At 54.6% G+C, this 24814-nt stretch carries 22 protein-coding genes and 1 tRNA gene; 9 read left to right on the plus strand and 14 right to left on the minus strand.

Translation table 11 applies throughout. From position 1 onward, the window contains the following. A complete protein-coding gene (locus SYC_RS14240; RefSeq protein ID WP_011378483.1) occupies window positions 1-567 on the minus strand; it encodes a pilus assembly FimT family protein in 567 nt (188 codons plus the stop codon). A gap of 500 nt (window positions 568-1067) precedes the next feature. Here SYC_RS14240 and psb28 point away from each other — a divergent pair, with 500 nt between their 5' ends. Both psb28 and SYC_RS08670 read left to right on the plus strand, forming a co-directional pair. Beyond that, the gene (gene psb28, locus SYC_RS08665) at window positions 1068-1442 is read left to right on the plus strand and encodes a photosystem II reaction center protein Psb28 (protein WP_011243936.1); all 375 of its coding nucleotides are present in this window, start codon (window positions 1068-1070) and stop codon (window positions 1440-1442) included. 15 nt (window positions 1443-1457) lie between these two features. Further along, window positions 1458-2354: a thylakoid membrane protein ThyD gene (locus SYC_RS08670; protein ID WP_011243937.1), complete on the plus strand. Its 897-nt coding sequence runs from the start codon at window positions 1458-1460 to the stop codon at window positions 2352-2354. Here the strand turns inward: SYC_RS08670 and SYC_RS08675 are convergent. The 9 genes from SYC_RS08675 to dnaK form a co-directional block, all read right to left on the minus strand. Further along, complete coding sequence (locus SYC_RS08675; RefSeq protein ID WP_039755541.1) at window positions 2351-2662, minus strand: hypothetical protein; 312 nt, start codon at window positions 2660-2662, stop codon at window positions 2351-2353. The genes SYC_RS08670 and SYC_RS08675 overlap by 4 nt on opposite strands. 163 nt (window positions 2663-2825) lie before the next feature. Next, entirely contained in the window at window positions 2826-4226 is a 1401-nt protein-coding gene (argH, locus tag SYC_RS08680) for an argininosuccinate lyase (RefSeq protein ID WP_011243939.1), read from the minus strand. Window positions 4227-4333: 107 nt separating this feature from the next. Then, on the minus strand, window positions 4334-4495 hold the full coding sequence (locus tag SYC_RS14000; protein WP_011243940.1) for a hypothetical protein: 162 nt from the start codon (window positions 4493-4495) through the stop codon (window positions 4334-4336). A 55-nt stretch (window positions 4496-4550) separates the two neighbouring features. After that, window positions 4551-5939 (minus strand): PP2C family protein-serine/threonine phosphatase, encoded by a 1389-nt coding sequence (locus tag SYC_RS08685; protein WP_011243941.1) that lies wholly within the window; start codon window positions 5937-5939, stop codon window positions 4551-4553. A 179-nt stretch (window positions 5940-6118) separates the two neighbouring features. Next, window positions 6119-7675, minus strand: a complete 1557-nt coding sequence (gene ftsY, locus SYC_RS08690; RefSeq protein WP_011243942.1) for a signal recognition particle-docking protein FtsY — start codon at window positions 7673-7675, stop codon at window positions 6119-6121. Window positions 7676-7689: 14 nt separating this feature from the next. Then, on the minus strand, window positions 7690-8331 hold the full coding sequence (gene nusB / locus SYC_RS08695) for a transcription antitermination factor NusB (RefSeq protein WP_011243943.1): 642 nt from the start codon (window positions 8329-8331) through the stop codon (window positions 7690-7692). Window positions 8332-8477: 146 nt separating this feature from the next. Continuing rightward, a complete protein-coding gene (locus tag SYC_RS08700) occupies window positions 8478-9245 on the minus strand; it encodes a DUF502 domain-containing protein (RefSeq protein WP_050738289.1) in 768 nt (255 codons plus the stop codon). A 223-nt stretch (window positions 9246-9468) separates the two neighbouring features. After that, window positions 9469-10239: an HpsJ family protein gene (locus tag SYC_RS08705; protein WP_011243945.1), complete on the minus strand. Its 771-nt coding sequence runs from the start codon at window positions 10237-10239 to the stop codon at window positions 9469-9471. A gap of 177 nt (window positions 10240-10416) precedes the next feature. Continuing rightward, entirely contained in the window at window positions 10417-12321 is a 1905-nt protein-coding gene (dnaK, locus tag SYC_RS08710) for a molecular chaperone DnaK (RefSeq protein ID WP_011243946.1), read from the minus strand. 178 nt (window positions 12322-12499) lie between these two features. On the opposite strand from dnaK, the gene SYC_RS08715 reads away from it, so the two are divergent. Beyond that, window positions 12500-13366 (plus strand): shikimate dehydrogenase, encoded by an 867-nt coding sequence (locus SYC_RS08715; RefSeq protein ID WP_011243947.1) that lies wholly within the window; start codon window positions 12500-12502, stop codon window positions 13364-13366. A 19-nt stretch (window positions 13367-13385) separates the two neighbouring features. Here the strand turns inward: SYC_RS08715 and SYC_RS08720 are convergent, their stop codons facing one another. Next, window positions 13386-14093, minus strand: a complete 708-nt coding sequence (locus SYC_RS08720; RefSeq protein ID WP_011378478.1) for a response regulator transcription factor — start codon at window positions 14091-14093, stop codon at window positions 13386-13388. A gap of 263 nt (window positions 14094-14356) precedes the next feature. Between SYC_RS08720 and SYC_RS08725 the strand changes: the two genes are divergently transcribed. The 6 genes from SYC_RS08725 (at window position 14357) to dcm (ending at window position 21036) form a co-directional block, all read left to right on the plus strand. Then, complete coding sequence (locus tag SYC_RS08725) at window positions 14357-14608, plus strand: DUF6761 family protein (RefSeq protein WP_011378477.1); 252 nt, start codon at window positions 14357-14359, stop codon at window positions 14606-14608. Window positions 14609-14776: 168 nt separating this feature from the next. After that, on the plus strand, window positions 14777-15475 hold the full coding sequence (locus SYC_RS08730) for an N-acetylmannosamine-6-phosphate 2-epimerase (RefSeq protein WP_011243950.1): 699 nt from the start codon (window positions 14777-14779) through the stop codon (window positions 15473-15475). Between the two features lie 96 nt (window positions 15476-15571). Beyond that, complete coding sequence (gene metK / locus SYC_RS08735; protein ID WP_011243951.1) at window positions 15572-16825, plus strand: methionine adenosyltransferase; 1254 nt, start codon at window positions 15572-15574, stop codon at window positions 16823-16825. An 11-nt stretch (window positions 16826-16836) separates the two neighbouring features. Continuing rightward, window positions 16837-18117, plus strand: a complete 1281-nt coding sequence (locus SYC_RS08740; protein ID WP_011243952.1) for an FGGY-family carbohydrate kinase — start codon at window positions 16837-16839, stop codon at window positions 18115-18117. An 88-nt stretch (window positions 18118-18205) separates the two neighbouring features. Then, window positions 18206-19639 (plus strand): agmatine deiminase family protein, encoded by a 1434-nt coding sequence (locus tag SYC_RS08745; RefSeq protein ID WP_011243953.1) that lies wholly within the window; start codon window positions 18206-18208, stop codon window positions 19637-19639. A 158-nt stretch (window positions 19640-19797) separates the two neighbouring features. Further along, entirely contained in the window at window positions 19798-21036 is a 1239-nt protein-coding gene (dcm, locus tag SYC_RS08750) for a DNA (cytosine-5-)-methyltransferase (RefSeq protein WP_272912061.1), read from the plus strand. Window positions 21037-21232: 196 nt separating this feature from the next. Here dcm and SYC_RS08755 read toward each other — a convergent pair whose 3' ends face one another. The 3 genes from SYC_RS08755 to SYC_RS08765 all read right to left on the minus strand — a co-directional run bounded on the left by SYC_RS08755 (window position 21233) and on the right by SYC_RS08765 (window position 24759). Continuing rightward, window positions 21233-22321, minus strand: a complete 1089-nt coding sequence (locus SYC_RS08755; protein ID WP_011243955.1) for a hypothetical protein — start codon at window positions 22319-22321, stop codon at window positions 21233-21235. 139 nt (window positions 22322-22460) lie between these two features. Beyond that, a tRNA-Ser gene (locus SYC_RS08760) sits at window positions 22461-22547 on the minus strand. 37 nt (window positions 22548-22584) lie between these two features. After that, window positions 22585-24759, minus strand: coding sequence for a ComEC/Rec2 family competence protein (locus SYC_RS08765; RefSeq protein WP_011378473.1), 2175 nt, complete (start codon window positions 24757-24759; stop codon window positions 22585-22587). Window positions 24760-24814 lie beyond the last annotated feature (55 nt).

The raw sequence follows: 24814 nt of genomic DNA on the forward strand, positions 1-24814 counted from the left end.
CTAGCTTGAAGTTCGACAGCTACCGCTTTGCACAGTACCAGTTCTGACTAGCCCTAGGGGTCGTGCAAGAACGACACAGCGTTGTACTGGCGTTAATGTACTACTCAAGCGAATTTCTTGGGTTGCATTACCTGTCCAGTAAACATTGCCGCTGGGATATGCGAGTACGTTTGAACTTAGATTCTGAGCTACTGTGATTTGATTTCTAGCAAAGCTACGACTACGTAAAAGACAATTCCCCGTGGGTGCTGCTGTTGTATCACGGTTAATTCCACCAGCAACAAGATCAGTGGCTTTCAAGGTACAGGTTCGATTTAACCGCTGAGCTTCACGTTGCATCTCTAGAATGGCTGACTGTACTTCTGAAGTAGCTTGATCTAGCTCTTGCTGACCCAAAAAACCAGCCACGCTAGGTCCTGCGATCGCGGCTAGAATCCCTGCCACAATTAAAACGACTAAGATCTCAGTGATTGTAAAACCTTGCGATCGCACTGCTCGGCGTAAATGAGCATAAAGTAAACGCTGCTCTAAGACGAGTTTTAATCGTGACATTGCTAACCTTTCCATCCCAACGCGATCGCAGCTTACCTCTATTCTCGCAAACGATGCAGGGATTAGCTTGCCCTAGGCGAGCGATCTTGTGCCAAAGACCGATCGCCTGGCCTTTCCTGATCAATACTCAGTGACTCTCTAACTATAGTCAGCGCATGATCAACAGAGGCTACCTAGTAAAAAAGATAGGACTGGTGTAGTCGAATAAGGATCAGCTTATCTTCAACAACAACTCACTACGCTCAAACATTGCTTAGCTACTCTCTGAGACTGTCGCGATCGCCTTCAACCCCTGCCAGAGTAGTACTGCCAATGTCTGAATTCTTGTTGTGTCTACCGCTTCTCCTGCGCAGAGAGTAGATCAGTGATCGACCCCAAGAACTCTCTGGTATTCCAAAGAAACCAGTAATCTCCTATCCATTAGTGATAGCGATCGCTGTTGGGGCGGATTTCTCGCCTGCCAGCATCAAGGCCCGAGTGTCAGAGTAGAAGGAGAACCCTTCAGAGGCAGACTGATGACCGACGTACTGCCCACGATCGAACTGTTTGATGGCATCGCTGAAGAACTCGATAACGTCAGCTTGCGGCGCGATCGCCAATCCGGCACCCGCAATGTCTTGCTCCGCTTCCGTGCCCTCAAAGCCCTTGATCGCTTCAATAGTTTCCGAAGCCGCTTTTCCAAAGCGATTCGCCTCACCGATAGTGAAGGGGCAATCGAACTTTGGCCCGACTCCTCCAAGTTGGTGTTTGGCGGTGATGACGGCGATGAACTGGACCGCGTCGAGTTTGTCGTCCCGATCGACAATGAAGACCACTGGCAACGCTTCATGCGATTTATGGAGCGCTACGCTGCGGCCAATGACATGACCTACGGCGATCGCCAGGCATAACGACGGGAGATAGGTGTGAAGATTGCGATTACGGGTGCGACAGGCTTCGTTGGGCAGCGCTTAGTCGAACGACTGCAGGCCGAGGGTCACGAACTGCGCATTCTCAGTCAGCGACCGACTGTGGCGCAGCAACTGACGGGCTGCCAAGTCTTCGATACTGCGACTGAAACGAGCTGGTTAGCAGCGCTAGAAGGTGCTGATGCAGTCGTCAATTTAGCGGGGGAACCGATCGCAGAACAACGCTGGACACCAGCCCAAAAACAACGCCTTAAAAACAGTCGTGTTCAAACCACTCGGGCCTTGGTGACTGCGATCACGGCCGCAACCCAGAAACCCCAAGTCCTCGTCACTGCCTCTGCGATCGGCTACTACGGCACCAGCGAAACGGCGCAATTTACGGAGGAGAGTGCTGCTGGACAGGATTACCTCGCGGAAATTTGCCAAGCCTGGGAACAGGAGGCGCAAGCGGTAACAGTGAGTGGGACCCGTTTGGTGACCCTGCGAATTGGAATTGTTGTTGGCCCAGGTGGCGCGATCGGCAAAATGCTTGGTCCCTTCAAGCTGTTTGCTGGTGGCCCGATCGGCAGCGGTCGGCAGTGGGTCTCTTGGATTCAACGAGAAGACTTGGTCTCGCTGATTCTGGAAGCGATCGCTAATCCCAGCTATCAAGGGACTTACAACGCCACAGCGCCACAGGCAGTGCGAATGGCTGACCTCAGTGCCACCCTTGGTGAAGTCCTACAGCGGCCATCTTGGTTGCCAGTGCCGGCGTTTGCCCTCGAAGCACTCCTGGGTGAAGGGGCGCTACTAGTTCTGGAAGGTCAGCAAGTGCTGCCCAAACGCTTGGAAGCCGCGGGTTTTCAATTCCGCTATCCCGATCTGAAATCAGCGCTGCAGCAATTCCTGCCCTAGCTGACAACCGCCATCGGAGCGATCGCCGCAGGCGTGAGCGATCGCTTCAGGATGACAAGTTGAATCAGGCCGCAAATCACCGTCAAGCCACAGAGGATAAAGGTGGGAGCGGCAACCACACCCACTGCCCACCAGCTATAGACATGGAGCACCATCAAGATCGCTGGCAGCGCTCCAGCCAGGGCGAGGCTGCGTTGCCAAATGCGAGGGGCTTCCGCCAATACCAGCAAAATCGCACTGAAGGTCAGCAGAATCGTCAGCGGTACCAAGGCGCCACAAAGGGCGATACAGTGCTCACGCGAAAACATCGACAGACTGCACAACCAAGACACGCGATCGCAAACTCCTACCGAAACAGAGACCGGCGATAGCACGGCTCGCTGATCAGCCTAACGCTGATACCAGAGAAAAACCGCGAACCGTAACGATCGGTGAGTATTTGCTCAGATTCGCAGCATCGAGCGATCGGCTTTAACAAGTGGCTTCCAAGCGTTGCCGCACAGAGGCCAAGGCTGATCGTACTTGCTCAAAACCCGTGCCACCCAAGCTGTTGCGGGCTGCAACAACCTGTTGCGGTGCGATCGCTGTGTAGATGTCGGCTTCAAACTGCGGGTGTAGAGCCTGCCATTCAGCCAAGCTCAAATCCTTCAGGAGTTTGCCTTGCTCCAAACAGGTGCGCACCACGCGACCGACGAGGTTGTAGGCTTCTCGGAAAGGCACACCCCGCGCTGCCAAGTAGTCTGCGACATCTGTAGCATTGGAAAAATCGGCTTCGACCGCTGCCGCTAGGCGATCGGGCTGGAAGCTCAGACCTTCTGCAAACAAAATCGTCATGGCTTCGAGGCAGCTTTCCACGGTTTGCACTGCGTCAAACAAGCCTTCTTTGTCTTCCTGCAAGTCCTTGTTGTAGGCCAACGGTAAGCCTTTCAAAACGACGAGCAGCGCTTGCAGATGCCCAAACACCCGTCCCGTCTTGCCCCGCACTAGCTCTGGCACATCAGGATTTTTCTTCTGCGGCGTGATACTGGAGCCAGTGGCGCAGCGATCGCTGAGGCGAACAAAGCGAAACTCCTCCGAAGCCCAGAGGATCACTTCCTCAGCCAAGCGGCTGAGGTGCACCATGATCAAGCTGGCGGCTGCCAGAAATTCCACGAGACTATCGCGATCGCTGACGGCATCCAAGCTGTTGGCGTAGATGCGTTCAAAGCCGAGTAATGCCGCCGTGCGCTGGCGATCGATTGGGAAAGTTGTCCCCGCCAAGGCCCCTGCGCCCAAAGGAGAGGTATTCAGGCGCTTGCGCAGGTCGCCTAATCGTTCCCAATCACGCTCTGCCATCTCTAAGTAGGCATGGAGATGATGTGCCAAGCTCAAGGGCTGGGCGCGTTGCAGGTGGGTATAGCCCGGAATTAATGTCTCAAGGTGTTGCTCGGCTTGGCTCAGTAGAACACGCTGATAGTCACGCAATTGCTGACGAATGTGATCGACGCGGTCGCGCAGATAGAGCCGCGTATCTGTACCCACTTGGTCATTGCGCGATCGGGCGGTGTGGAGCTTTTTACCAACATCGCCGAGGAGTTCTGTCAGTCGCCGTTCCACCGCAAAGTGGACATCCTCAGCATCCAATCCTGGCTGGAATTGACCGGTGCGATATTCACTGCGAATCTGCTCAAGCCCAGCGACGATCGCCTCACCTTCCTCGCGGCTGATGATGTCTTGCTCTGCCAGCATTTGCGCATGCGCCTGGGACCCCGTGAGGTCATATTCGATCAGCGCCAGATCAAAACCGATACTGGCATTGAAAACCACGATCGCTGGATGGAGCGCTGTCTCGAAGCGATCGCTCCAGGGTTGTGGGGCAGCAGCTTGGGTCACCAGAATCTTTGTGCGGAAGGCCAAAGGCGATCATAGTCCCGACTGGCCTGTTAGGGGCAGCCAGACTGCAGCCCGGCCAAAGGCGCGATCGCCTCGGGGACTCACAATCAGCCGTAGCTGGTGAACTTGGCAACAAAATAACCAAACGCCATCCCAAACAGCGCTGCCCAAGCCTGACCAGAACTGACAAAGCCCTCCCAAGCCTGGCGCATATTTTGAAGGACATCGCTATTGCTGACGTCAATGGCAAACCGGACCGCTTCTAGCATTGTTGCGTTTCCACAAAAGGGTCTACAGCAGATCGCTCACCGATCCATCGTCTCGTCAAACGGCCCGCAGGACTACGAGGGTCATGTCATCTTCATTGTGGCGATCGGGCCCAATGAAGCGCTGGACTCGGTTGAATAGGTCGGCTAGGAGGGCTTCTGCTGACAGTCGTCGCCGGCAAGCCTCACGGAAGGCGATCGCGACGTTCTCCTCATCGAAGCGGTTACCCCGCGGATCAGCCGCATCGGTCAAACCATCGGTGTAGTAGAGAACCACATCGCCCGGCTGAAGCTGCACGTGCTGTTCGGCGTAGGCATTATCGGCTTCGAGGCCAATCATCATGCCAAAGGTGTCGAGGCGCTTGAGGGTGCCCGTTGCCTGTTGCCAGAGCAGGGGTGGATTGTGGGCCGCATTGCTAAAGGTCAGCAAGCGCGAGCTGGGATCGTATTCCGAGTAAAACAGCGTGGCGAAGCGATTGGAATGCTCGAGGTCCGCGTAGATCACCTGATTGAGGTGTGCCAAGACCCGACTGGGCCGGTGCCGGTTCAGCACCTCTGCCCGCAGCATGCCGCGCAGCATCGTCATGATCAAGCCAGCGGGGACGCCTTTGCCCATGATGTCGCCGATTGCGATCGCCCAGGGCGAGCCTGCATCGGGCTGCAAGCGTCCCTGTTCATCGCTGTGGGTGCGGGTAGGAATGAAGTCGTAGTAATCCCCGCCCACGCGGCTCGCTGTTCGACAGGCCGCCGCAATTTCTAAGCCTTCAATCGCCGGGCACTGACTCGGCAGTAATTGCAACTGAATTTCAGCACCAATTTCTAATTCGCGATCGAGGCGTTCTTTTTGGCGTAGCTCGGTGGTCAGCGCATCATTTTCTATCGCAACAGCAGTTTGATCCGCCACTAAGCGAACCAGTTTTTGACGCGATTCATTCCAGCTGTACTGGCCATCTAAGCTGAAGACGTACAGCCGTCCACGGGCTTGGTTCCGCACCAAAACGGCGGTGGCAAATAACTGCGCGTTGCGGCCTAGACAGCGTTGCACTTGGCGATCGATCTCAGCGATTGCTTCCGTTGGGGAACCACTGGGAGCCGTCCCAACCGGCAAGCTTGCGGGAATTCGATTCAGGGTCTCCGCAAGGCGGGGATCAGTGCAGTGTAGTTGCGCCTGCCAAAAGCGACCGTCGGGCCGAAAGGTCAATAACAGACTGCCTTCAGTGTCGGTGACTCGACTGGCAATGAGTGGGATCAGTTCTAGGAACTGGCCCAAATTGGTGAAGCTGCGGAGCGCGAACCCTAGGGAGGCCAACAATTCCTGAGCTTTGCGCTGTTCGCGATCGAGGCGCGCGACCAGATCCTTGAGGGCAATGACTGGTGAAAGGCTAGCTGAACCTTCCCCCGCCGAAGCCGGCGAAGCCGCGGGTTGGAAATAGGGGAGCGTCGTCATAAGAGGACGGGCAGCTACGCTAAAAGCGATGGGAGAAAAGTTCCCAACGGTTATAGCACCTTATTTCTGGATTCGTGCAAATCCCCATCTAAATTGAGGTTCCTTGCAGTGATTGCCCAAAACAACCGTCAGGCATGGTCAATCTAGTGCGAATCAATGTCGATTCAGTTCAAAAAAACTTAGCCATCCAACAGCGCTTGGATGAATTCATAGCTGGAGAAAGGCCGCAGATCTTGAATCCGTTCACCTGCTCCCAAGAATCGAATCGGTAGCTGGAGATCCTGGGCGATCGCGAGGGCGACACCGCCTTTGGCTGTGCTGTCCAGTTTGGTCAGGGCAACCCCGCTCAGTTGGGCTGCTTCGGCAAAGACTTGGGCTTGGCGCAGCCCGTTTTGCCCTTGGGTGGCATCGAGGACAAGCAGGGATTCAACGATCGCATCTGGAGCTTTGCGATCGATAATGCGGCGGACCTTAGCCAGTTCGTCCATCAAATTCTTTTTGTTCTGGAGGCGACCGGCTGTATCTACTAGCAGTAGCTCAGTGCCCCGCGCTTGCGCTGCCGCGATCGCATCAAACACGACGGCAGCCGGGTCGGTGTTCTGGCCGGGGTTAGCAATCACATCCACCTCACTGCGATCGCCCCAGACTTTCACCTGCTCAACAGCAGCGGCCCGGAAAGTGTCAGCGGCGGCAATCAGACAGCGATAGCCCGACTTAGTGGCCAGATGGGCGAGTTTGCCAATCGTCGTCGTCTTACCGACGCCATTAACGCCGCAGACCAGCCAGACGTTGAGGCGACCCTTTTCAGGAGCCAGAATGTAGCGCCCCGAGGTTTCTAGGGGTTGATCCAACAACTGCTGCAGCAATTGCTTGAGATAGGCGATCGCCTGTTCTGGTGGCAGGGCTTCTTGGCGAAGCTTGGCTTGCAGCTGCGTCAGGATGCGATCAGTGGCTTCGACCCCCACATCCGCCTGTAGCAACAGTGCCTCGATTGTCTCAACTGCATCGGCGCTGAGGGGGCCTTGGCCCACCGCAGACTTCAGTTGGTTGACGAGGCTGCGGCGGGTTTTATCCAGACCGCGCCGCAGGCTACTCAGCCAGTCGATCTCTTCGATCGAAATTTCTTCAGGACGCCGCCCTTGAGCTGCTAGCACTTCAGACGACCAGACAAAGTCATCGTCAAAGGTTAGCCCTTGGGGGGCTGAGGGTTCTGCGATCGCAGGGGGCTGGGGCTTCGGTTCTGGCTCCGGCTCCGCGATCGCTTCAGCAGTTAATTGTTCGAGGCGGGCTTCCCGCTCGCTGGCGGCGAGGTCAAAGAAAGAAGGGGGCTCAGCCGGAGCTGCAGGTTCTGGTTCTAGCTCGGGAGTGGCCTCAGCGATCGTCTGAGGTGCACTGGTCGTAACGGCTGTGTCGTCGGTTGTTGGCTCAACCGTAGCGGCTAGGTCGTCAGAGACCGCCCCAGGATCTTCCTCAACGGCAGCAGGATGATCTTGCTGCTTCAGATTCTGATAAGCCGCCTTCGCCCAAGCCAAATAATCAGGGTTGATTGTGGGAGTGGGCGCAGGAGGGCTTGCCGGTGCAGCTTCGGCTTCGGCTGGTTGTTGCTCCGTCGGTGGTTCTACGGGAGTGCGATCGGCCTCACCAGTCGGCTCGCTAGCCTCCGGGGCAGCCTCGCTGGGCGCCTCAGTTAGGGACTCGGGTTGATTGAACTGACGGCGAAACCAATCGAAAACCATAGGAACAGCAGAAGTTAGGAAGACGGACGGGCCGCACGGGCTGCTTTGCCTAGCATGGTGCTGAGGCGGCGCAACACGCCATTGATGAAGCGGCGACCTTCTTCATCACTGTACCGGTTGGCCAATTCCACTGCTTCGTTGATCGCCACTTGCTCGGGGGTACCTAAGAACAGAATTTCTGCGGCGGCTAACCGCAAAATGTCTTGGTCGAGGCGGGGCACGCGGTGCAGTTGCCAGTCCACCATCACATCATTCAAGGTGCGATCGATGCGTTCGCGGTTGTTGCTGACTTGCAGCACTAGCCGGCCGCCAAATTTGCGTACTTCTTCGCGATCGGTTAGTTGCACCCACTCGGGCAAGTCCAGGGCATTGCCGGTGCGGTTAATTGCAGCCTGGGCCATTTCGATCACCTCTTGGAGCATCGCCCGTGAGCTTTCCAGATCGGCAGAGCCCAAGGTGCTCAATAGCAAGCGATCGCTGCTCTGCTTCAATTCTGCGGAAGCGGCTTCTAGGTGATCGCGGGCTTCTGCGGCGAGGGTGCGGGTTGCCGCCAACAACAGCTCCGAGAGCATTTGGTCGGAGGGTGGCTCGGCTTTCGCTGGAAGCTGGCTCAAACTGAGCAAAGCCAGTTCACGAGCAATACGGCGGGGTTGCATAGGTCGGCGGGAGGCAAAAGGCCAATCCTCACTCTAACTTGTTGGCCTGCTCCCAAGTCTGAGCAAATCCTGTCTGTAGGCGATCGCCTCGCAGGAATCACCAGTCCATAACGCTGTGCGATCGCCTCGAATGCCTGAGATTAGCCTTAGCGACCGCTCTCGTCTTCGCCCTTGCCACTGCTGCTGGCGGCCTCAACCAGCACTTTCTCTACCGCTTCCGGCAGGCTATTCAAGGGAGCGGCTGGCGAATTGCCTTTGGGCGAGACGATGCCACCGGAAATCAGAATTTTGAAGGCATCCTCAACAGACATATCTAGGGTTAGCTCCTCCTCTTCGCAGACCACTGCATACCAGCCCGTGGTGGGATTGGGCGTCGAAGGGATAAAGACACTGACGAGGGCAGCATCTGGGCGCTTGGCCTGAATCGCATCGCTGACGATGCCAGTGACGAATCCGACTGACCAAAGGCCCTTGCGCGGATATTCCACTAACACTACGCGCCGAAAGCGGTTGCCGTTGTCCTTCAGGACCGTTTCGAGCAGTTGCTTGAGGGTTTTGTAGACCGATCCTGCGAGGGGAATCGCCTGCAGGGTGCGCTCGCCAAAATCCAGCAGGAAGCGACCGACGATGTTGCGCGCCATCAGCCCGATCACCAAGATGGCGGTCAGGGGGACGGTCAGACCCACCCCTAGGTTGATTAGGTTGGTGAGCAGAGGATCGAGGTCATTGAAGGGATTGACCTGTTTGGGAATTCCTGTCAGCAGGTTGACAACCCAGCGGGAGACCACTGCCGTCAGCCAGATTGTGGTTGCTAGGGGAATGACCACCAGCAAACCGGCGATCAAATCATTTTTGAAATCCTGCCGCAGCCGTTGCCAAAAACTAAGAGAGCTGTGATTGGGGGCGTCAGACATGGTCTTCGGGGAGTGAGGCAAAGGGTCACAGCGCAGCACCTTGGGCTGGCTCAGCGCTAAGTTTCCAGTCTCAGCAAGCGATCGCTAGCAGCTAGGGCCTGCTTCACTGTGACACAATCCGACTCCTCCGCGGGGGGGCAGGGGATCAAGGGCGATCGCAGCGAGTGTTAGATCCGACAACTGCGAGGCTAAAGCGCCGCTAGAGGAGGGCGCAGCTCAGCGATCAGTTGTGGTTCGGACTTTGGCGCAGGATGCCCCAGCTGATGCCGCCATAGCCAATGACGAGCAGGATCCCAAGCAGCGAAGTTCGGATCGTATTGCCGGTGACTTCGCGGCGAATGAGGTTAGATTGCTTCTCTTGGTTCGCTTTGATTTCAGCTTCTTGGGTTTGCTTAGCTTCTGCCGCACGCTGATCGACAAAGCGATCGATTTCGGCTTCCGGTTTGCCTACTAGCTTTTCGAGCTCGCCAACTTGATCGGCCGGAATTTGGCCGCTGGCCTTGACTTGCTCAAACAGGCCGGGGGTGCCAAATAGCTGCTTCAGTTGCTGTTTCTGCTGAGCGATCGCCCCTTGAAACTGCAGATCGAGGGCTTGTCGCTGTTGCTGCACCTGCTGCTGAACTTCTTCCAGCCGTTGGGCTTGGCTGGTGAAGGCATTGCTGAGGTGAATCGGGACCGCCAGGATAAAAATGACTGTGAGCACCAAGGGCAAAATCCGCGCGATCGCCCGGATCAGTTTTTGTTGCGTGACGGACAAAGGATCGAGTTGTTGGGCGAGCCAATCGCCACTAAACCAGAACGTCAGGCCCACCAGCGGCACAACCCCGCGATCGATCCATTGGCTGCTGGTGGCCACGTACCAACGTGGTTCGCTCCAGTTGGCACCGACCAAACTGGCAACATAGTCAACGAGCACAGAGAGAACAAGGACGAGACCTACTAACCGCAAGGCTCGTGCAGCCAACGGTGCCACGGAACTCGGTGCAGCAGCCATCGATGATCTTTCACAGGAACAGGCTCAGTGTATCCCTTGGATGGGACGCTCGAACCGCGATCGTGTTGGGAAAGTGAGCTGCGCTTCAGCCGGGCGATCGCAGAAATGAATCGAGGCTGAAGCATAAAAAAGCCGGACCTTGCGGCCCGGCGATTCATTCCCAAACTGCCTAGGTGATTACTTCGACTCAGAGAACTCTGCGTCAATCACATCATCATCGCCAGAGCTGCTGCTCGAGGACGAGGAAGGACCGGCTTGGGCGTTGGCCGAAGCTTCAGCGCTAGCCTGCTGGTAGACGCTGCTGCCAGCGGCGTAGAGAGCTTGCTGCAGTTGCTCGATGATCGACCTGATCTTGTCGTAGTCTTCGGCAGCCAAGGCATCTTTCAGCTCTTGGATAAAGCCTTCGACTTTGCTTTTCTCATCAGCCGAGATCTTGTCACCCAGCTCGCTGAGTTGTTTCTCAGACTGATAGACCAGCGTGTCGGCTTGGTTCTTCAGGTCGATACGTTCGCGCCGTTCTTTGTCCGCTGCTGCATTCGCTTCGGCGTCTTTGACCATGCGATCGACTTCGTTGTCAGACAAGGTCGAAGCGCCGGTGATGCTGATCGACTGCTCTTTGCCCGACCCTTTGTCTTTGGCCGTGACATTGAGGATGCCGTTAGCGTCGATGACGAAGATCACTTCGATTTGGGGCACGCCACGGGGAGCCGGCGGAATGCCATCCAGCCGGAAGGTTCCTAAGCTCTTGTTGTCGCTGGCCATTTCGCGCTCGCCTTGGAGCACGTGGATTTCGACGTTGGTTTGACCGTCCGCCGCCGTCGAGAAGGTTTCCGACTTCTTGGTGGGGATAGTGGTGTTGCGTGGGATCAACTTAGTCATCACGCCACCAAGGGTTTCTACCCCCAAGGATAGTGGCGTCACGTCGAGCAGCAGGATGTCTTTGACTTCCCCAGCCAAGACGCCACCTTGAATCGCCGCACCGATCGCCACCACCTCATCGGGGTTGACACTTTGGTTGGGCTCTTTGCCCGTCATTTGCTTGACGATCGCCTGCACCGCAGGAATCCGGGTCGAACCACCGACCAAGACGATTTCGTCAATTTCGCTCAGGGCCAACTTGGCATCTTTGATCGCTTGCTCCACCGGAATCCGGCAGCGATCGATCAGATCCGAAGCCAATTCTTCAAACTTGGCGCGGGTTAAGGTCAGGTCGAGGTGCTTCGGCCCGTCTTGGGTTGCCGTGATGAAGGGCAGGTTGATTTCAGTTTGAGTGGCGCTGGACAGCTCGATTTTGGCTTTCTCAGCGGCTTCCGTCAGACGCTGCAGAGCCTGCTTGTCTTTGCGCAGATCGATGCCTTCGTTCTTCTGGAATTCACCAGCCAGGAAGTCAACGATTTTTTTGTCGAAGTCGTCGCCACCGAGGTGGGTATCACCCGAGGTCGCCAGCACTTCAAAAACGCCGTCGCCCACTTCCAAGACCGAGACGTCGAAAGTACCGCCGCCCAAGTCAAAGACAAGGATGCGTTCGTTGCTCTTCTTATCAAGACCGTAGGCCAGCGCGGCTGCCGTCGGCTCGTTGATGATCCGCAGCACTTCTAGGCCGGCGATTTTGCCAGCGTCTTTGGTCGCTTGGCGCTGGGAGTCATTGAAGTAGGCCGGAACCGGGATCACGGCTTGGGTGACGGTTTCACCCAGGTATTTGCTGGCGTCTTCGGCCAGTTTGCGCAGCACCTGCGCCGAAATTTCTTCAGGAGCGAACTGCTTGCCAGCATTGGAGCTATCCAGCTTGACGGCATTGCCCGAAGTATCGACTTTGTAGGCCACTTCGGTCAGTTCGTTCGTGACTTCATCCGGACGACGGCCGATGAAGCGCTTAACCGAGTAGAAGGTGTTCTCGGGGTTCATCACCGCCTGGCGTTTGGCGATTTGACCCACGAGGCGGTCTTGGTTTTTCGCAAAAGCAACGACTGAAGGAGTGGTGCGAAAACCTTCCGCATTAGCGATCACAGTGGGCTTGCCGCCCTCCATGACAGCCACGCAAGAGTTGGTGGTTCCGAGGTCGATTCCGACAACTTTGGCCATAGTGCAGCTTGGGAGGGATTACATCTGCTGACGGCCAACCGCCAACAGGGGTGAACTCTTTTGAGTTTCGACTATCTTGCCGGTGAGCCGCCCCCTCTTCCAAGGCGGGGTTCCCGAACCTCGGGGGACGGTGGCCGATCGCCCCTAAGCTGAAAAAACGCTGTCCACTGGCTCTGTTATGTCTGCTCTCACCGGTCGTACTCGCTTGCTCGGCATTATTGGCGACCCGATCGAACATTCCCTATCGCCGTTGATCCAAAATGCCGCGATCGCAGAGCTGGGCTTGGACTACTGCTATGTGCCCTTTCCGGTTAAGGGTGCAGATCTGGCGACGGCTCTGGCGGGCTTGGCTGCGATCGGGGTGCAGGGCTTCAACGTCACCATCCCCCATAAGCAAGCCGTGATGCCGCTCCTCAGCCAAGTTTCAGAACTGGCGCAGTCGGTGGGTTCGGTCAACACCGTTTGGCAGACTGAGCAGGGCTGGGTGGGCACTAATACAGATGTGCTGGGATTCCTTGCGCCGCTACAAACCCTGCGCAGCGATTGGTCCGGCTGTCGAGTCGTACTGCTGGGCTGCGGTGGTGCGGCTCGGGCGGTCGTTGCCGGTTGCCTCCAACTGGGGTGCAGTGCGATCGCAACGGTGGTTCGGGACGCCCAGAAAGGAGACGCTTTTCAGCAGAGCTGGGGTGATCGCGCTGATTCTCTGACGATCCATGACTGGTCAGACATTCCAGATGTACTCAGCACTGCGGACTTAGTCGTCAACACCACACCGCTAGGCATGGACCCGCACATTGAGCGATCGCCCCTTGATAATTCAGCCGCTCAGCAATTGCGGCCAGAAACGATCGCCTACGACCTGATTTACACGCCCAGCCCGACCCGCTTTTTGCAACAGGCGATCGCCCAAGGCTGCCACGCGATCGATGGGCTAGAAATGCTGGTTCAGCAGGGTGCAGCTGGCCTCAAAATTTGGACAGGTGCAGAAGCGGTTCCCGTCGATACGATGCGATCGGTGCTCAACGCCCATCTGGGTTTGGCCTAAGTCGTGTGGCTGAGCGATGCTAAGAGACCGCCAAACGGGTGGCCATTGCCTCGGGCGTAAAGCGATAGCCGACGTTGCGCACGGTTTGCAAAAGTTGTGGCGCCTGCGGGTTCTGTTCCAGCTTCTTGCGCAGCGACAGGATGTGCGTATCCACGGTGCGCGGGTTATCGATCGCATTCGGCCAAGCCCGCTGCAACAGATCGGAGCGACTCAAGGGTTGTCCTTGGGCTTGCACCAAAACGTAAAGCAAGCTGAACTCCTGGGGCGTCAAATCGATCGCGCGGCCGTGATGTTCCACTCGCCGCTGCACGAGGTCAACGACCAAATCTCCAAATTCAAGGCGGCTCAGCGGTTGGGGTCGCTGACGACGCAATAGGGCTTGAACCCGAGCCAGAAACTCTTGCAGGCCAAAGGGCTTTTTCAGGTAGTCATCAGCGCCCGCTTGCAGCCCAGCCACTACATCGGCTTCGCTCGATCGCGCCGAAATCATTAAAATCAATGCCGCCAAGTCCTGAGCTTGCAGCCAGCGACAGTATTCTAGACCGCTACCATCGGGTAGGTCGATCGCCAAGACAATCAAGCTAGGACATTGCGATCGCAGCAGTTGCCGCGCTTCACTCAACCCTGCCGCTAGCCCCACTTCCAACCCTAATTGGCTCAGGTGCCAGCGCAGGAGCGATCGCAGTTGGGGATTGCCTTCGATGACATGGACGATCGCGGTCGTCACACTGAACGCGCTCTTGGGAGTTGTGACTTTAACCTAGCAAGCTGTCCATTGTGGCTTCTGTATTCGCCTTTACGAGCGCGACTTCGAGCACCCGTTGTCTTCCTCGGAACCGCGATCGCGGTCGAAGCTGTCTATGATCGAAAAGTGATCTTTAACCTCTTCTTCCAAATCTGAGCTGCTAACTTTTGGCAAGCTCAAGAAAAGATGAGAGGCCTGACCACGCAAGGTCCGATACTCTATCGACGGTGCAGGGGGGGAGCACAATGTTGCAGGATACAGATACCGTTCGCCACTATCAGCGGCTGACCGACGCCATGGTGCAATTGTGGGAGCGTGGTTATCGGCCTGATGACATTCGCCTCTACATCGAAGGCTACTTGGCCGCCCTGCGCCAAAACGGCAGCATTGAAGCCTTTTGGCTGCACCGCCTCGAAGAGCAGGTGATTCGTTTCCTTTACGATCCCTCCAACTTTGAGGTCTATCCCTACCCGCAAGCCCAACGCGATCGCTACTAAATTCAGCTGCGCTGATCGACACGAATGTTGCCCATCTTCTAGAGCTGGCTTGAAGGCGGAAACAGTGCCTATTGCTATTCAGCTCGTGGGGGTCAGTCTTTGGTCACTGCTGCATCGGGACGAATTCCTATCGATAATGCAAGGGCAGGGTCTGGATTTAGGTTGCGCATGGATCGACAGCAACAGCTTCGTCGCCTTCAGGGAGGTCTGATTGTTTCCTGTCAGGCACCTGCGGATTCTCCCCTGCATCAGCCAGAGATCATTGCCGCGATCGCAGTCGCAGCAGTTCAGCGTGGAGCTGTGGGCATTCGCTTGGATACGCCTGAACATGTGCGTGCCGTGCGCGATCGCCTACCGGAAACACCAATTATTGGCCTCTGGAAACGTACCTTTCCCGATAGCTCGGTCTACATTACGCCCCGCTACGTCGAAGCAGAAGCGATCGCGGCGGCCGGAGCCGACATTGTTGCCTTGGATTGCACCCTGCGCCCCCGCCCGGATGGCGAGGATTTTTGCCAAATCATTCCGCGCCTTCAGCAAGAACTCGGCTGTGCCGTGATGGCCGACATCGACACTCTAGAAGCAGCGATCGCGGCTGCCAAGGCAGGAGCTGATTTAGTCGGAACCACGCTCTACGGCTACACGGAAGCTACTCAGGGGCAAACCCCGCCGGGCTGGGATCTGTTAGAGACCGCCGCTCAACAATTGCCCAATACACCCGTGATCTGCGAAGGGGGAATTGCCAGTGCTCAAGCTGCCCGCCAAGCCTGCGATCGCGGCGCGTTTGCGGTTGTTGTCGGAACGGCGATTACAGGCATTGATCTGCAGGTCCAAGCCTACGTGACAGCTCTCAATGCAAGGCCCTAGATTGTCACTCAGATTATCTTCAAGGGGGACCCCCCCGCGCTAGGATGCTTTAGCCCTTGGTTGTTGGGCAAGCTTTTTCGGTAAGAGGATCCGTCGTTGACTCGTCGATATCTGTTCACCTCGGAATCGGTGACCGAGGGCCATCCTGACAAAATTTGTGACCAAATCTCGGATACGATTCTCGACGCTCTGCTGACGGAAGACCCCAGTAGCCGCGTTGCTGCTGAGGTAGTCGTCAACACCGGCTTGGTCTTGATTACAGGTGAAGTATCGACCCAAGCGCAGACCAACCTGATTGACCTTGCCCGTCGCAAAATTGCTGAGACTGGCTACACCGGCGAAGACAGTGGCTTTGGCGCCAATAACTGTACGGTCTTGATTGCTCTCGATAAGCAGTCGCCTGACATCGCTCAAGGCGTCGATACGGCCCAAGAACAGCGTCAGGCTTCGAGCGATGAACGCTTTGACAGCATTGGAGCCGGTGACCAAGGCATCATGTTTGGCTATGCCTGCAACGAAGCGCCGGAGCTGATGCCGCTGCCGATCAGCCTTTCGCACCGTTTGGCACGTCAGTTGGCGGTGGTTCGCCACAATGGCCAGCTCGACTATCTGCGACCGGACGGCAAAACCCAAGTCACGATCGCTTATGAAGATGGCAAGCCCGTCGCGATCGACACGATCTTGATCTCAACCCAGCACAAAGCGGCGATCGGTGACATCAGCGACGACAACGCAGTCCAAGAGCGGATCAAGAGCGATCTGTGGGAACAAGTGGTACTGCCGGTGTTCAGCGACTTGGTGATCCAGCCGGACAGCGCAACCCGCTTTTTGGTCAACCCGACCGGCAAGTTTGTGATTGGGGGTCCTCAAGGCGATGCTGGTTTGACCGGCCGCAAAATCATTGTCGATACCTATGGCGGTTATTCTCGCCATGGTGGTGGTGCCTTCTCGGGCAAAGACCCTACTAAGGTCGATCGCAGCGCTGCCTACGCTTGCCGCTACGTCGCCAAAAATATTGTGGCTGCTGGCTTGGCTGAAAAGTGCGAAGTGCAGCTCAGCTATGCGATCGGGGTGGCGCGTCCCGTTAGCGTACTGGTGGAAACCTTCGGTACCGGCAAGGTAGCTGACGAAGTCTTGCTCGACTTGGTGCGCAAACACTTTGAGCTCCATCCTGCCGGCATCATCGAGCACTTCAACCTGCAACGACTGCCCGGTGAGCGGGGTGGACGCTTCTATCAAGAAGTCGCAGCCTACGGTCACTTTGGCCGCAATGACCTCGATTTGCCTTGGGAACAAACTGACAAAGCTGACACCCTGCGCCAAGAAGCCTTAGCTACGACCCAAGCCTAGGATTCTCTGCCGTGGTCGTTGCACTTGGCCTCGACTTCGGCACCTCTGGAGCCCGAGCGATCGCCTGTGATTTTGACAGCGATCGCTCGGTTTCTGTATCGGTCACTTTTCCCAAGACCAGTCAGAACTGGCCGCAAGTTTGGCGTGAAGCGCTCTGGCAGCTCCTCACACAAATTCCTGCTGACTGGCGATCGCGGATCGAGCGAATTGCGATTGATGGTACGTCCGGCACCGTCTTGCTCTGTGATCGCGAGGGTCAGCCCCAGACTGAGCCGCTGCTCTACAACCAAGCTTGTCCCATTGGTCTTGCGGATTTAGCAGATTGGGTTCCGGCCGATCATGCAGCGCTGAGTTCGACTTCTTCGCTGGCAAAACTCTGGTTTTGGCAACAGCAGTTTGGTGCGTTGCCTCCAGACTGGCAAATTCTGGCTCAGGCGGATTGGCTGTCGCTCCAACTGCATGGATGCAGTCAGCAAAGCGACTATCACAATGCCCTCAAGCTGGGGTATTCGCCCGATCGCGAGCGCTTCAGTAAAAATTTGCTGGATTCAGAGCTAGGCGCGCTCTTACCAGTTGTCCATGAACCAGGAGTTGCGATCGGTCCGATTCTGCCCGCGATCGCTCAAGAGTTTGGCCTGTCGCCTGACTGTCAGATTTGTGCCGGTACAACGGATAGCATTGCTGCTTTTCTCGCGAGTGGTGCCCACCAACCCGGTGTAGCTGTGACTTCCCTCGGTTCCACAATTGTTCTGAAACTGCTGAGTCAGGTCGCAGTCAGCGATCGCCTGACCGGCGTTTACAGTCATAAACTCGGCGGCTATTGGCTCACGGGCGGTGCTTCCAACTGCGGTGGCGCGACCCTGCGGCAGTTTTTTCCGGATACAGAACTCGAAAGTCTCAGTTGCCAAATCGATCCCACCAAAAAAAGCGGACTTGATTACTATCCGCTGCCTAGTCGAGGTGAACGGTTCCCGATCGCTGATCCTGATCGGCTGCCTCAGCTTGAACCTCGGCCTGAGAATCCAGTCCAGTTTTTGCAAGGGCTGCTGGAAGGACTGGCGCAAGTGGAAACCTTGGGCTATCAGCGTTTGCAAGACCTCGGCGCAACGCCCCTAAAACGGATTTGGACAGCGGGTGGTGGGGCTAAAAATGCCGTTTGGCAACAACTCCGTCAACAAGCGATCGGTGTTCCAATTGCGATCGCCCCCAATACAGAAGCAGCTTTTGGGACAGCTCGACTCGCCGCCTTTGGCTTGGCTGCATTTCACTCGGCGGGGTTAAAGAGAACCTGAATACTCCTCTGAGTGAGCCCTCCTGCCTGCAAGCTGAAGTGAACAGTCTTGGCACTGTTCAGCCAAATTGAAGAGGCGATCGCGGCGCATGAATCAGAAGCTGAGTCGGTACCCTAAATCCTCTTGGGCTTATGTGGTGATCGCTTGTCCGATCGCGATCGCGCTAATTTTCAGCAGCCCTGTCAAAGCGAAGCTACCGCTGGGCGATCGCCTGACCTGGGGAAATGCCGTCACAGAAACTAGCCCTGCTTACCGACAGGCACTCAACCAAGCGAAGACCTTTCGGATGCCGGCTGAATTTGAACCGATCACCTCAATTTGGATGGCCTATCCAACCTACGAAAACCAGGCGGGTTATCCTTCTCAGACTGTTCAGAAGGCGATGGTAAAAGCGATCGCACCAACAGTCAAAATTGACTTTCTTCTGAATGAACCTGAAGAAAAAGTGATCATCAATGGTTGGCTCAAAACCGCAGGGATTCCAGCTAGTCAAGTCCGCTATCATTTGGTTCCCCATGAGGATCTCTGGATTCGAGATATGGGGCCAATCTTTGCGGTAAATGCTGATCAAACTCAAGTCGTTGATTTTGGTTTTAATGCTTGGAGTTATCTCGCAGCAACTGATCCAGCAGCAATGACAGATGAACAGGTTGATCGCAAGGTCGCTGGTGATCTTGATCTTCCTATCTTGCGATCGAGCTTGATTAGTGAGGGTGGTAATCGGGAATTTAATGGTAAAGGCACATTGATGCTGACCGAAGCCGTTGAGCTACAGCGCAATCCAGGACTAACTAAGGAGAAGATTGAAACTGAACTCAAACGAGTCTTCAATCTCAAGAAAGTGATTTGGCTTCAGGAAGGTGTAATTGACGATGAACTGTCTTATCGTGGCAAGTTGCCAGATGGGAGCCTGACAGTGCTTGCAACGGGTGGTCATATTGATGAGTATGCGCGGTTTGTTGATTCAAATACAATTTTATTGGCGGAAGTGACCGCAGAAGAAAGAGCTTCCGATCCGCTAGCAGCTATTAATTATCAACGGCTCGAGGAGAACTTAAAAATTCTGCAGGCTGCGACCGATCAGGATGGCAAGCCCTTCCGAATTGTTCGGATTCCTGCAGCTAAACCCATTTACGTGAACATGACTAAAGAGGATGCTGTCTTTCAAGCTCTGCAAGAACTCACCTTTGAAGATGGAACAGTCATTCAAGATGACGATCAGATCAAAACAATTTTGGCGGCTAGCTATCTCAACTTTGTGATCGCCAATGATGTTGTGATTGTCCCAAGATACTGGCAGCCCGATCGCAATTTGGAATATCAGCAAAAAGACCAAGCTGCCTTAGCTGCTTTTCAGTCGGTATTCCCCAACAAAAAGATCGTGGCGATCAATCCGGAAAATATCAATGCTGGGGGTGGGGGTATGCATTGCATCGTTCAGCAGCAAGCCGTGGTGGATGCAGTAGCTCGATCCCTCAGCACTGGGGCTGGCGATCGATCCAAGAGTAGAAGCAACCTATAAGAACGCCCATCTAGCCCTCAGAAGCTTAAGCCGCAACAAGCTTTCGTCATAAACCTTACTCAATATGGGAAGATGACAGGCAGATATTGTGCTTTTTAGTCCCAGCGAAGCTGGATCTGTCAATGAACCTAAACCTCAGCACTCCGAGTGACGTTATTGTGGCTGAGGCTCTCAAGCGCTTCTCTAAACGAGAACTAGCTAAGCACCTCGGGAAAGATCCCCGTATCATCACTGCTTTTCAGAGAGACGGAGTGGATGAGACTTACAAAATGGCTCTGCTTTACCTTCTGCAGAGCAACACTCCTCGTCCTAATCAAGGTAAAAAGCATGACTTTACTTTCATAGATCTGTTTGCTGGTATTGGCGGAACTCGGATGGGTTTCGAACGTGCCGGTGGAAAATGTGTATTCACGTCAGAGTGGGATACCTCTGCCCAAAAAACCTATCGAGCTAATTTCTCAGTTGATGAGCATCCCATCATCGGTGATATTCACGAGATTACAGTCGAAGGAAAATGGGATCTCTTACCAGAGCATGACGTTCTTGTAGCTGGATTCCCTTGTCAGCCGTTTTCTATCGCCGGTGTCAGCAAGAAAAACTCGCTTGGAAGGGCTCATGGCTTTGCATGTGATGCTCAAGGCACACTCTTTTTTGATATCGCAACCATTATTGAAAGAAGACGACCCAAGGCCTTTTTGTTAGAAAATGTCAAAAACCTAATGAGTCATGACAAGGGAAACACTTTTCGTGTTATCAAGAATGTTCTTGAGGATGAGCTTGGCTATAAGATTTACCCAAAAATAATTGATGCAAAAGGGTTTGTCCCTCAACATAGAGAACGTATCTATATTGTTGGCTTCCGAGAAGAGGTTGGCTTCAACTGGGATTCTTTCTCGCAGCCGCCTACTGATACAAAATGCATGGCCGACATCCTTCATCCTAATGATGGCAGCGAGGAAGTTGAGGAACCTTATACAGTTGGGATAGAGGCTAAAGTTAATGACAAATATACCCTAAGCGATAAGCTCTGGAATTACTTGCAAAACTATGCGAATAAACATCGAGCGGCTGGCAACGGCTTTGGTTTTGGTCTTGTCAACAAGGACAGTATTGCCCGGACTCTTTCTGCTAGGTACTACAAGGATGGATCTGAGATCTTGGTTGATCAAGGCAAGGATAAGAATCCGCGACGCCTAACCCCTCGAGAATGCGCCCGTTTAATGGGCTTTGATAGTTCTGAGCATAAGTTCAACATCGTTGTTGCTGACACACCAGCCTACAAACAATTTGGAAACTCAGTTGTAGTACCGGTCATTACTGAAATTGCTCACACCATGAAGCCGAGCATAATACAACTAAAGGAGAGATATATTCGGCAAATTTCATTAGCCATCTAAAAGCTTGATTGTTTATGGCGTTTTGATATCTGTTGAGCCAAATACTACCATTCAGTTAGTGCGAAAGCATTTTACTGTATACAGACTTGAAAGCTATGTAAAGAAAGTGCCAAAATAAGCCCAGCAACAATCTAAACGAAATACAAATAACTTCATTGAATAATCATGACCAAAAAGCTTTTGGCAATTTAAACCTCTAATTCTCATGACGTTGTAGGTACCTAGGTAGATTTCCACTGCGAGAGAAGTTACACATGTCGTCAATGAATCTAGATAAAGGACGATAAAGCATATCTTGCCTCCGTGTTGTCTGTATTATGCTGTTAGCAGATAATGCTTCATAAGTTACATCTGGCATGTATATTGCCAGCGGACCAGCTGCTAGAAGTGTCTGTGTTCGATCTGGATTAAACTCATCGGGATCCAAGAAAAAGCCGACTGCAACCTTATCTGGATGGGGAATGTCCTGAATACCTCTTAGCAGTCTTTCTCGAGCCGCATAACTTTTCACTTCGCAGTAAAGAATTTTTGTAGAATTTTGTGCTCGACATTCTACTTGGAGGTCACCTTCACTGTTATTTCCTGTCTTTTTGAAATTCTGACCCAGAACCATCCCAGCGTTTTCTAGACCGCGAATGAGTATTTTTTCGTTTATCCCTCCAGCTCTGGAGATAATGCCATTGTCAGACTCATGTACAAAGTCGACATAATTCTCGTAGAGGGAATTGATTAGTTGATTTTTGGAAACCCTAATCGTTTGCCCATCTTCTTCAAGATAACTCTGAAGAAGCCCCTCGATAAACTTATAGTGCTTCGGCTTCGTAATAGCATCTATAGTCCGCTTACAATGAGCATTGATTTCGAATAAGTTTTCTCCGGTCACCAAACCAATTTCTGTCTCTGCCAAAGCAACGACTGTCTCTGCTTTAGGATAAAAGCCAATTATCCTAGGAATATCATTAGGATATTGGTGAAGGTGTTCTCTTAGATAATTATCAACTGTTCCAGGCGTTACCTTGAAGAGGTTATAGATATCCTCGACATCTATTGCTCCAATATTTTCCGCTAAAAAGCTAGAAATTTCCTCAGAATAATTAACTGGATATACTCCAGTCACTTTGGCTTTTGCATTCGGATTCGCATCGAGATAGTTCTTTAGATGCTTCCTTACTGTTCCTTGGCTGACATTAAAAAGTTCATAGATATCCTTAGCATGAACAGGTTCATCATGTGTTCTTAGAAACGTGGCAATTTTTTGTGCATAGTCATAACGAGTTCTAGACATATCTGAGCATTAAAACGTTTGGAAGAGTCTAGGCGCCAAAAACGGACTTGTCAATGGCTAAGCTAGAACTATTTGAATAGATATCGATTGTCCACTTCACACAACACGAAAGTGCTTGTGGCTTTATCCAATTTAAGAACGGAGAGGGTGGGATTCGAACCCACGTCGGCTGTTACCCCGAACCTCATTTCGAGTGAGGCGCATTCGACCACTCTGCCACCTCTCCAGGTGCTTAGCCATCTTACAACCGAACCCCCTCAGAATCAAAGCAGTCCGGGGCGAGCCTGTTGGGCGATCGCTGGTTGTAAGGATCCCCTAAGACTCCAACGCCAAGCTTGGTGGCGTGTGCGTCCATTGGGCTGCAGGGCTGGGGTGTCGCTTGTATGCATGCCGGTTGGAGCACTACTGCTGCTGATCCAGCCTTGAATCTGGCCGGACTGTAACCAGCCCTGAGGGAGGCGATCGCTGGCTGACCAAAGCCAAGTTTGAGGCGGTAACGGCGGCAAATCCTGCGAACTCCAGCGATCGCTGCCGCGTTGAAATAGCCAGAGCCACTGCTCGCCCTGCCAGCTCAGTTGCCAGAGGTTGGGCGTGCGACTTAGCCACTCTAATTTCAGGTTGGGCCATTGGATCGTTTGCCCTGGTTGCAGGCTTTGGCTACTGAAAATCTGACGAATCGGCCATTGCTCCTGAACGGTACAGCGATCGCTCAGCTGCAAGACCCAGTCCAGTTGATTGATGCCCTGTTGTTCTAGGTAAGGCTGGAGATCCCAACGTAAGCTGCGATCGCTCGCTCCGCAGACTAAACCCACCTGACCGCGATCGCGCACGACAGCCAAGGGTCCATCACTGTTCAAAAACAGAATTTCCTGCTGGGTCGCTGCTTGCGCCAGTCCTGGCAGCAAGACGATCGCAATCAACGCCACGGCCAGCGATCGCCAGCGGCGGCGCAGTCGAGGCCAAGTCAGCAGCAGTGCATAACTGAGATAGCAGAGCAGCACAACAATCAGCGCAATCTGTCCAGTTGCCCAAGTTGCCCCAGGCAGATTGGCGATCGTACTGACTAGGCTAATCAGCAGCCAGAGTGGCGCGCTAAGCAGCCAAGCTGCGACACTCCCAAGTGGCAGCCAAATCAGCGAGAGCAGACCGGCCCATACGCCGCCCATCCCCAAACTTGCTAAGAGCGGTGTGACCAGCACATTCGCGGGAATCGCGTAGGGCGAGAGGGTGCCAAAGGCGTGCAGTTGTAGCGGTAGCGTCCAGAGTGTGGCGGCCAGTGGCACGGCAATCAGGATGGCCAGTCGAGGGGGTAGCCAGTCCAAGCGATCAGTAATAGGACGAACACTGACGACCAGCCCCAAGGTCGCCAGAAAGCTGAACTGAAAGCCGAGATCCTCAATCCAGAGTGGTTGCCAGAGCAGCAGCGCGGTCGCGACCAGTAACAAGGTCGGTAAGGTCTGGGGCGATCGCTGACGCAACAGTGCCCAGAGCTGAATTTCGCCCATCAAGAACGCCCGCAACAGCGATGCAGAACTGCCTGCAATGCCGAGAAAACTGATCAGCGTGAGGGTACCGATCGCGGCTTGCCAACGGGGCGAGAGGCCCCGGCAACAGGCCAAGGTCAATCCCAGGAGCAAGGCTACCTGAAAGCCAGAAGCAGCCGTCGCATGAGCCAAACCACAACGCAGAAAATCCTCAGGAAGGTTGCCTGGTAGTCGTGCCAAGCCGTTGCCAAAGCTCAGGGCGGCCAGCGCTGAGCCTTGATCGGAACCTAAGCCTTGCTGAAAGGCAGCCAAAATACGGCGACGCACCGGCTCGAGGCTCCAGAGCGGCGGATTGTCTTCCTTGAGCAGTTGCCCCCGAAATTCACTAAAAATCGACTGACGTTGGAGATAGCGTTGGCGATCGAAACCGGCAGGATTGCGCGGCGCTTGGAGCGATCGCAATTCCCCTTCCAACACCACGGTCTGACCGGGTTGTAATCCTGTGACAGCTTGGGTCAAGCGAACCGCAACCTGTCCTTGCAGCCCTTGGCTGGGGGGCAACCTCAGCTCAGTTTCGGCAGGATTGGGCGACCAGGTTTGCGCCGTCAGCGTGAAGGATTGGCCGTTGGTTTGTAGACGTGGGCGATCGCTGATCGTTCCGACTAAAACACCTGACCCTTGATCAGCCCAGCGGCTAATGTCTGTGGCACTCGGTGTCGGTAAGCGTAGGTAAAACCAAAAGCCGGCGGCGTAAAGCGCGATCGCTGCCCAAAGCCAGAAGCGCAAGGGGATGCGGCGCTGACTTTTGCGGGGCAAGCAGGGATAGCCACCGATCGCGATCGCGGCCCAGAGGAGGCCAGCAAAGACCCAGCCGACGGGCAAAGGCGACTGGCTGGCGAGAAAGAAGCCCGCGATCGCAAAAGCACAGCAGAGATAGACTGCCGTGGGTGCCATGGATCCATCCACAAACGCTGTTGTTTAGGAAGCCCACGCCAGTGCAAAGAGTTGC

Source organism: Synechococcus elongatus PCC 6301 (assembly GCF_000010065.1).
GTDB lineage: Bacteria > Cyanobacteriota > Cyanobacteriia > Synechococcales > Synechococcaceae > Synechococcus > Synechococcus elongatus.

What these genes read in the sequence shown, in the direction of transcription:
- SYC_RS14000 (WP_011243940.1), bottom strand. Translation starts at nt 4,495, where the DNA reads ATGCTAGAAGCGGTCCGGTTTGCCATTGACGTCAGCAATAGCGATGTC.
- SYC_RS08755 (WP_011243955.1), bottom strand. Translation starts at nt 22,321, where the DNA reads ATGTCTAGAACTCGTTATGACTATGCACAAAAAATTGCCACGTTTCTA.
- SYC_RS08745 (WP_011243953.1), top strand. Translation starts at nt 18,206, where the DNA reads ATGAATCAGAAGCTGAGTCGGTACCCTAAATCCTCTTGGGCTTATGTG.
- nusB (WP_011243943.1), bottom strand. Translation starts at nt 8,331, where the DNA reads ATGCAACCCCGCCGTATTGCTCGTGAACTGGCTTTGCTCAGTTTGAGC.
- dnaK (WP_011243946.1), bottom strand. Translation starts at nt 12,321, where the DNA reads ATGGCCAAAGTTGTCGGAATCGACCTCGGAACCACCAACTCTTGCGTG.
- SYC_RS08715 (WP_011243947.1), top strand. Translation starts at nt 12,500, where the DNA reads ATGTCTGCTCTCACCGGTCGTACTCGCTTGCTCGGCATTATTGGCGAC.
- SYC_RS14240 (WP_011378483.1), bottom strand. Translation starts at nt 567, where the DNA reads ATGGAAAGGTTAGCAATGTCACGATTAAAACTCGTCTTAGAGCAGCGT.
- SYC_RS08765 (WP_011378473.1), bottom strand. Translation starts at nt 24,759, where the DNA reads ATGGCACCCACGGCAGTCTATCTCTGCTGTGCTTTTGCGATCGCGGGC.
- SYC_RS08685 (WP_011243941.1), bottom strand. Translation starts at nt 5,939, where the DNA reads ATGACGACGCTCCCCTATTTCCAACCCGCGGCTTCGCCGGCTTCGGCG.
- SYC_RS08725 (WP_011378477.1), top strand. Translation starts at nt 14,357, where the DNA reads ATGTTGCAGGATACAGATACCGTTCGCCACTATCAGCGGCTGACCGAC.
- psb28 (WP_011243936.1), top strand. Translation starts at nt 1,068, where the DNA reads ATGACCGACGTACTGCCCACGATCGAACTGTTTGATGGCATCGCTGAA.
- SYC_RS08700 (WP_050738289.1), bottom strand. Translation starts at nt 9,245, where the DNA reads ATGTCTGACGCCCCCAATCACAGCTCTCTTAGTTTTTGGCAACGGCTG.
- SYC_RS08705 (WP_011243945.1), bottom strand. Translation starts at nt 10,239, where the DNA reads ATGGCTGCTGCACCGAGTTCCGTGGCACCGTTGGCTGCACGAGCCTTG.
- SYC_RS08730 (WP_011243950.1), top strand. Translation starts at nt 14,777, where the DNA reads ATGGATCGACAGCAACAGCTTCGTCGCCTTCAGGGAGGTCTGATTGTT.
- ftsY (WP_011243942.1), bottom strand. Translation starts at nt 7,675, where the DNA reads ATGGTTTTCGATTGGTTTCGCCGTCAGTTCAATCAACCCGAGTCCCTA.
- SYC_RS08675 (WP_039755541.1), bottom strand. Translation starts at nt 2,662, where the DNA reads ATGTTTTCGCGTGAGCACTGTATCGCCCTTTGTGGCGCCTTGGTACCG.